We start from the raw sequence: 8,006 nt of genomic DNA, 5'->3' as shown, positions 1-8,006 counted from the left end.
GTGCCATCGACGTGGGCGGGTGTCCACGCCTGCTGGGGTCGGGAGAACCGGGAGGCCGCGCTGCGGATGATCCCCGGGCCGCCGGCCGCGGCCGGCCAGGCGGCGAACCTGGAGGTGAAGTCCTTTGACCTCGCCGCGAATCCCTACCTTCTGGTGGCCGGTCTGCTGGCCGCCGGGCAGGCGGGGCTCGCGGCGGCGGCCGCGTTGCCGGAGCCGGTGGGCGTCGACCCGGCCTCGCTCGACCCCGCCGAACGGGCCCGCCGCGGCATCCGGCGCCTGCCCACCAGCCTGGGCGAGGCGGTCGCCGCCTTCGAGGCCGACGAGGTGTTGCACCGCGCCCTGGGACGGGAGCTGCACGACGCGGTCGCCGCCGTCCGGCGCGCGGAGATCGACCGGTTCGCCGAGGCGGACCCGGCCGCCGTCGTCGCGGCGACCCGCTGGCGGTACTGACCCGCCGGCGGTGCTGACCGGGTGTCAGCCCACCCGGCGCAGTCCGGCCGTGGCGGCGGCCCGCTCCAGGTCCTCGACGCCGAAGGCGTCGACCGGGCCAAGCGCGCCGGCGCGGGCGACGGTGCCCGCGGCGAGATGTCCCGCCATCCACGCCATGATCCGAGCGGTGAAGGCATAGGGGTCGCGACCTTCCAGCCGCACGGTGGCGAGTTCCCGGCCGGCGGCGTCCCGGGTGAGCGCGAACACCTGCGCCCCGGCGCGGGCCCGCGCCGCCCGGTCCGGTCCGCGGCCGGTCGTCCGCAGGGCGGACCGGGCGGCGGCGGCCAGCAGCGCCCGGCTCGGCGGGAAACGACGCAGCCCGGACAGGGGGAACGACAGCGCCTGCCCCACACGGATGCCGCGGTCGACGCCGCCGATATACGTCGCGACGTCGGTCAGCGCCGGCGCGAGCCGGGGCAGGGTGAACGGCTCCCCTCCCGACCACAGCACCGCCGGGTGTCCCCGCCGGCCGCCCGACCCGCCGGTGACCTTGCCGGACGACCGGAAGGACCGCACCTCGCGGGCGAGCGGGCGCTCGACGAGGACGCCGCCGCGTAGCACGATGACGGGCTCGGTCAGCGCGGCCAGCAGGGTCGCCCGCGTTCCGCTGCTCATCCCGAGAGCGCCCGTGACGAGGTAGCCGATGTCGAGGCGGCGGGCCTCGCCGCCGGCCGCCTGCAGGGCCAGTGCTCCGGCGAGGTTGCCGGGGACGAAGTCGAAGCCGGCGCCGGGGATCAACGCCGCCCCGGACGCCGCCGCCCGCGGGCCGACCTCGGTGAAGACGTGCCGCAGGAATGCGCCCTCCCCGGAACAATCCAGGTAGTGCGCGCCGACCGCGGCCGCCGCCGCCACGACCGGCCGCCCGAACCGGCGGAACGGGCCCACTGTGGAGACGAGCACGTCCCCGGTGCCGAGCCCGAGTAGGCGGGCCAGCGACGTGCCGCTGGGCGCGCCCCGAGCCTCCGTCCGGTCGGCCGCGTCAGCCACGCCGGCCGCGTCAACCGCGGTGGTCGCGCCGGCCGGGGTAGTCGCGTCGACCACGGCGGTCCCCAGGCCGTCGTAGGCGGCGGCGAGGGCACGGACCCTGGTCTCCGTGCGGCCGGCGAGGACAGGTCGGTGCCCGGCAGCCACGAGTTCTGCGGTCACCAGCCGGCCGGTGTAACCGGTCGCGCCGAACACTACGATACGGGCCGTCATGGGTCCCGACGTTATGCCCATCTGTCGAAGGTGGCCCTTGAGACGTTACTTTGGCACGTAGCGGCCTGCACACCCCACAATGATGCGCACCCGTCCGAGGAGGCGCGCGTGCGTAAGGTACTGGTTGCAAATCGTAGTGAGATCGCCGTCCGTGTTTTCCGAGCCGCTCAGGAACTGGGCCTGCGCACGGTGGCGGTCTACACGCCCGAAGACGTTTCCGCGCTGCACCGGACAAAGGCGTCCGAGGCCTACGAGATCGGTGGCCCCGGGCACCCGGTGCGCGGATACCTGGACATCGACGCCCTGCTCACCGTGGCCAAGCAGGCGGAGGCCGACGCGCTGCACCCCGGCTACGGCTTCCTGTCGGAGTCGGCGGTGCTCGCCGAGGCGTGCGCCACCGCCGGCATCACCTTCGTCGGACCGCCCCCGGCGGTCCTGCGGCTGACCGGGGACAAGGTCGCCGCCCGGGACGCCGCGCTGGCCGCCGGGCTGCCGGTGCTGCGCGCCTCGGTGCCGCTGCCGGACGGCGCCGGGGCGCTCGCCGCCGCCGAGGAGGTCGGCTTCCCGCTGTTCGTCAAGGCCTCCGCCGGTGGCGGGGGGCGCGGCCTGCGGCGGGTGGAACGCCTCGCCGACCTCGCCGACGCGGTGGCGAGCGCGTCCCGGGAGGCCGCCGCCGCCTTCGGGGACGGCACGATCTTCCTGGAGCAAGCGGTGGACCGGCCGCGCCACATCGAGGTCCAGATCCTGGCCGACGCCTACGGCAACATCATCCATCTGTACGAGCGGGACTGCTCGGTGCAGCGCCGGCACCAGAAGGTCGTGGAGATCGCCCCGGCGCCGCGGCTCGATGAGGCGGTCCGGGCGAGCATCTGCGCCGACGCGGTGCGGTTCGCCCGGCATGTCGGCTATGTCAATGCGGGCACGGTCGAGTTCCTTCTCGGCGCCGACGACCGGTACACGTTCATGGAGATGAATCCCCGGATCCAGGTCGAGCACACGGTCACCGAGGAGGTCACCGGGGTTGATCTGGTTGCGGCGCAGCTGCGGATCGCCGACGGGGAGAGCCTGGCCGGCCTCAACCTCGCCCAGGAGCAGATCGTCCTGCGCGGTACCGCCATCCAGTGCCGGGTCACCACCGAGGATCCCTCGGACGGCTTCCGGCCCGACACCGGGACGATCAGCTTCTACCAGTCACCCGGCGGTCCGGGGGTGCGCCTCGACGGCGCCACGTACCCGGGGGCCGAAGTCAGCCCGTACTTCGACTCGTTGCTGGTGAAGCTGACGACCCGGGGTAACACGCTGGAGAAGGCGGCGCGGCGCGCCCGGCGGGCGCTGAACGAGTTCCGGGTCCGCGGGGTGCGTACGAATATCGACTTCCTGGTGCGGCTCCTCGCCGACCCCGGCTTCCTCGCCGGCGGGGTGAGCACGTCGTTCATCGACGAACGGCCGGAGCTGCTCGCTCCCGGCAAGGGGACGGACCCGACCAGCCGGCTGCTGGCTCGCCTCGCCGAGAGCACGGTGAACGGATTCCTGCGCCCGGCGGTGGCCCTGGCCGACCCCCGGGAGCTGCTGCCGCCCGCGCCCGCGCAGGTGGCGGCGCCCCGCGGCACGGCGCCCGGCGGCACGCAGCTGCCGGCGGGATCCCGGCAGTTGCTGACGGAGCTCGGGCCGGCGGGCTGGGCGGCGTGGCTGCGCGCCCAGGGGGCGCTGGCCGTCACCGACACCACCCTGCGTGACGCCCACCAGTCGCTGCTGGCCACGAGGCTGCGCAGCTTCGACATCCTGGCGGCCGCCCCGTCGTACGCCGCGCTGACGCCGAACCTGCTGAGCCTGGAGGCCTGGGGCGGGGCGACCTACGACGTCGCGCTGCGCTTTCTCGCGGAGGATCCGTGGGAGCGGCTCGCTGCGCTGCGCCAGGCCGCACCGAACATCTGCCTGCAGATGCTGCTGCGGGGGCGCAACGCGGTCGGGTACACCCCCTACCCGGACGACGTCGTCCGGGCGTTCGTCGCCGAGGCCGCGGCGACCGGCGTCGACATCTTCCGGATCTTCGACGCGCTGAACGACATCGAGCAGATGCGCCCGGCGATCGAGGCGGTGCTCGGTACCGGGGCGATCGCCGAAGGGACGCTCTGCTACACCGGTGACCTCTCCGATCCGGCGGAGCGGATCTACACCCTCGACTACTACCTGCGCCTCGCCGAACAGCTCGTCGAGGCGGGTGTGCATGTGCTCGCCGTGAAGGACATGGCGGGACTGCTGCGCCCGGCGGCGGCGGCCACGCTGGTGACGGCCCTGCGGGAGCGTTTCGACCGGCCTGTCCACCTGCACACCCACGACACCGCGGGCGGCCAGCTCGCCACCCTGCTCGCGGCGTCCGCGGCCGGGGTGGACGCGGTGGACGCCGCCGCCGCGCCGATGTCCGGCGGCACCAGCCAGGTCAACATGTCCGCGTTGGTGGCGGCGACCGACCACACTCCCCGGGCGACCGGCATCGCGCTGCCCGCGCTCTCCGCGATGGAGCCGTACTGGGAGGCCGTGCGCGACCTCTACGCCCCGTTCGAGGCGGGGCTGCGGGCCCCGACCGGGGCCGTGTACCGGCACGAGATTCCCGGCGGCCAGCTGACGAACCTGCGTCAGCAGGCGATCGCGCTGGGGCTGGGGGACCGGTGGGCCGAGGTCACCGAGTGCTACGCGATCGCCAACGAGCTGCTCGGCAAGCCGATCAAGGTGACGCCGACCAGCAAGGTCGTCGGTGACCTGGCGCTGTTCATCGCCGGCGGATCCGTCGACGTGGACCGGTTGCGTGCGCATCCCGAGGAGTTCGACCTGCCGGCCAGCGTGCTCGGCTACCTCGCAGGTGAACTCGGCACGCCGCCGGCCGGCTTCGCCGAACCGTTCCGGGAACGGGCGCTGGCCGGGCGCCGCCCGGCGCCGCCGTCCGTCGACCTCGACGCGGCGGACGCCGCCGAGCTCTCTTTCCCGGGGGCCCGGCGGCGGGCGGCCCTGTCCAGGCTGCTCTTCCCCGGCCCGTGGAAGGACTACCTGCGGGCGGTGGACGCCTACGGGGACTCCTCCGTGGTCCCGACCGACGGCTTTTTGTACGGGCTGCGGCCCGGCGTTCCGCTCACCGTCACCTTGGAGCCCGGGGTGGAGATCATCGTGGAGCTGGAGACGCTCTCCAAACCGGACGACTCCGCGATGCGCACTCTGTACCTGCGGGTCAACGGCCAGCCCCGGCCGGTGCGGGTCCGGGACGCGTCCATCACGGCCACCACCACGGTGGCCCGTCGGGCGGACTCCGCCGATCCGAACCAGGTGGGCGCCGGGCTGCCCGGCATCGTCACGTTCAGCGTCGCGGTGGGCGACACGGTGACGAAGGGCCAGCGGCTGGCGGTGGTGGAGGCGATGAAGATGGAGGCCGCGGTGACCAGCCCGGTGGGCGGGACCGTCGTGGAGCTCGTCCGCTCCAGCGGCGACTCCGTCGAGGTCGGCGACCTGCTGCTTATTCTGCGTTCCTGATTACGCTGTGTCCCTGATCCCGCTGGTCGGGTTCTGCCTCCGCGGGGGTGTCGTGGCCGGGAGCGTCCCGGCCACGTCCCCCGCCTCCCGGCCCGGGCGGAAGACCCAGGCGCGCAGTAGAAGGAACCGGATGACCGTGGAGGCCAGGTTCGCCAGCACCAGCACGGAGAGTTCAATGCCGCGGCCGGGGTTCGTGCTCGCCGCGTGCAGGAGCGCGAGCGAACCGCTGGTCAGGCCGAGGCCGACGGCGAACACCACCAGGCCCTGCAGATGGTGGCGACCGGCGCGCTCCGGACCGGTGAGACCGAAGGTCAGCCGCCGGTTCGCCGCGGTGTTCGCAACCGCCGTGAGAAGCAGCGACAGCAGGTTCGCGACCTGCGCCCCGGTGACTGTCCGCAGCAGGACGAAGAGCACCAGATAGGACAGCGTGCTGGCGATCCCGATCGCGGCGAATCGCAGGAGCTGACCGGTGAGTCCCTTCGGTACCCCCGGGACCTCGACGGCCTTGCCCTCCTCGGCGTGGCCGGCGGTGAGCGGGCCTCGGCCGAACTCCTGGTGCAGCCTGGCGAGCGGCAGCTTTCCGCTGCCGAACGCCCGCAAGAGGCGGACCACACCCTTCAGGTCAGCGATGGCCGTGGCGAGCACGTCGACGCGGCTGTCCGGATCATCGATCCAGTCGACCGGGATCTCGTGGATGCGCATTCCGGCCCGTTCGGCCAGGACGAGCAGTTCGGTGTCGAAGAACCAGCCGCTGTCTTCCACCAAGGGCAGCAGGCCCGCCGCGGCGTCGGCGCGGATCGCCTTGAAGCCGCACTGCGCGTCGGAGAACCGGGCCGCCAGGGTCCTGCGGAGGATCAGGTTGTAGCAGCGGGAGATCATCTCCCGGCGCGGTCCCCGCACGACCCGGGAGGCGGGGGAGAGCCGGGTGCCGATCGCGAGATCCGAGTGGCCGCTGATGAGCGGGGCCACCAGGGGCAGCAGCGCGGCGAGGCCGGTCGACAGGTCGACGTCCATGTAGGCGAGCACCGGTGCGGGCGAGATGCCCCAAGCCGCCCGCAGTGCCCGGCCGCGGCCCTTGGCTTCGAGGTGGATCGCGGCGACCTCGGGGAGCTCCTTCTCCAACGCCTGGGCGATGGCCACGGTGCCGTCGGTGCTGGCGTTGTCGGCGATCGTGATCTGAAAGGGGTACGGGAACGTCCCGGTCAGGTGGGCGTACAGCCGTCGGACGCAGGGAGCGAGGTCGTTCTCCTCGTTGTACACGGGGATGACGACGTCCAGCATCGGGCGCGGACGGCCGCCGTCCGGCCCGAGCCATCTAGGCTGATGATGTTGAACGGGAATGCTCTCTCCGGTGCTCCCGGTCGTCTCGAAGGTCCCGGTCATCCCGGTCATCCCGGAGATCACGGTCGTCGAGGAAGGCATCCGCGTCATCGTCATGCTCTCCACCCTCGGTTCGGGAGCTGTGCCGCTCGTGTGCCGATGCTGTGCGCCTGCTGTGAGCGTCGGCCGGGCTGAGGATCGCCTCGGCGATTGCGGTTGTGGTGCGGAGCGGTGTCAGGTAGTGACGCCGGTGCCCGTCGTGGAGCCGGCGGTGGCGCCGGTCTTCGGTGCGGTCAGGTCGTAGAGGGTCACGCCGTCGACCGTCTTCGAGGTGAAGTTCTCCGTCACCCAGCTGGAGATCTCCCGTGAGGACGAGCTACCGCCGTTGGCCTGACCGAAACCGCCGCCGCCGATGAAGTAGTGGATCTTTCCTTCGGCGACGTACTGCTTGAACTGTGCCGGGGTGGGCGAGGGGTCGCTCCCGTTGAACCCGCCGACCGGCATGACCGGGTCCTGGGTCGCGAGCTGGTATCCGGCTGCGCTATTCGAGCCGACCGCGGCGGCGACCCAGGTGTAGGAGTCCGCGTTCTGCCTGAGCAGCTTCACGATCGCGTCGCTGGGAGTGACGGTGCTGAGTAGACCGCCCGGGCCACCGCCCCGGGTCTCCTGCCCGCCGAGGATCCCGTTCCCCAGCGCGCTGGTTCCGGTTCCGGCACCACCACCGGCCTGGCCGGGCATCCCGCCCTGGCCGCCGGGCATCTGCTGCCCACCGCCGGGGAAGGCCCCACCGGGGAAGATTCCACCACCCTGTGGGCCAGCCTGCGGGCCGCCCTGGCCCATGCCCTGCGGCGGGAAGCCCTGCTGACGGCCGGCCTGCAGGCCGCCCTGGCCCATGCGGCCGCCACCCGGCCCGCCGAAGCCGGCGCCGGCGGGACCCGCCGCCGGGATCGAGCCGGTGTGCGGGGTCGCCGCGGTGGCGATGGCGTACGAGCCGGGTCCGAGGAGCCCGGCGACCAGCGCCACGGCGGCGACGCCGAGCGCGGCCCGCCGCGGCAGTCGGATGGCTGCGAGGAACCCGAGCGCCGCGATGATACCGGCGACGAGCACGGCGTACCGGATCCACGGATGCCACTGGGGGGTGCGGTTCAACAGGGTGTAGCACCAGGCGGTGGTGGCAGCCATCGTGGCGGCCGAGACCACGGCGGCGGCGGGATGCCGGCGATGACGCCAGAGCAGCGCGCAGCCCATCCCCACCAGGGCGCCGACCGCCGGGGCGAGCGCCACCGTGTAGTAGGCGTGGAAGATGCCCTTCATCTGGCTGAAGACGATGCCGGTGACGAGCAGCCAGCCGCCCCAGAGGAGGAAGGCGGCGCGGGCGCGGTCCGTCCGCGGGGTGCGCCGGGTGATCCACAGTCCGGCGACGAGCAGGATCAGTGCCGTCGGGAGCAGCCAGGAGATCTGACCGCCGACCTCCGAGC

The 8,006-nt window shown here is 73.2% G+C and carries 4 protein-coding genes and 1 pseudogene; 2 read left to right on the top strand and 3 right to left on the bottom strand.

Going from position 1 to position 8,006, the window contains the following annotated elements; translation table 11 throughout:
* Positions 1 to 450, top strand: a pseudogene (locus AC08OP_RS16640) (glutamine synthetase family protein); the annotation flags it as partial.
* Positions 451 to 474: 24 nt separating this feature from the next.
* On the opposite strand, the gene AC08OP_RS16635 reads toward AC08OP_RS16640, so the two are convergent.
* On the bottom strand, positions 475 to 1,686 hold the full coding sequence (locus AC08OP_RS16635) for a saccharopine dehydrogenase family protein (RefSeq protein WP_476615036.1): 1,212 nt from the start codon (positions 1,684 to 1,686) through the stop codon (positions 475 to 477).
* 108 nt (positions 1,687 to 1,794) lie between these two features.
* On the opposite strand from AC08OP_RS16635, the gene AC08OP_RS16630 reads away from it, so the two are divergent.
* Positions 1,795 to 5,208 (top strand): pyruvate carboxylase, encoded by a 3,414-nt coding sequence (locus tag AC08OP_RS16630; protein ID WP_476615035.1) that lies wholly within the window; start codon positions 1,795 to 1,797, stop codon positions 5,206 to 5,208.
* Here the strand turns inward: AC08OP_RS16630 and AC08OP_RS16625 are convergent, their stop codons facing one another.
* Both AC08OP_RS16625 and AC08OP_RS16620 read right to left on the bottom strand, forming a co-directional pair.
* Entirely contained in the window at positions 5,209 to 6,489 is a 1,281-nt protein-coding gene (locus AC08OP_RS16625) for a bifunctional glycosyltransferase family 2/GtrA family protein (protein WP_476615037.1), read from the bottom strand.
* Positions 6,490 to 6,762: 273 nt separating this feature from the next.
* On the bottom strand, positions 6,763 to 8,006 hold a 1,244-nt coding region (locus AC08OP_RS16620; protein WP_476615034.1), incomplete at its 5' end, for a mannosyltransferase YkcB-related protein.

Source organism: Frankia sp. CeRuru1, from assembly GCF_977966315.1.
Note: the sequence above shows the minus strand (reverse complement) of the source record. Positions and strands in the feature narration are given on the sequence as shown.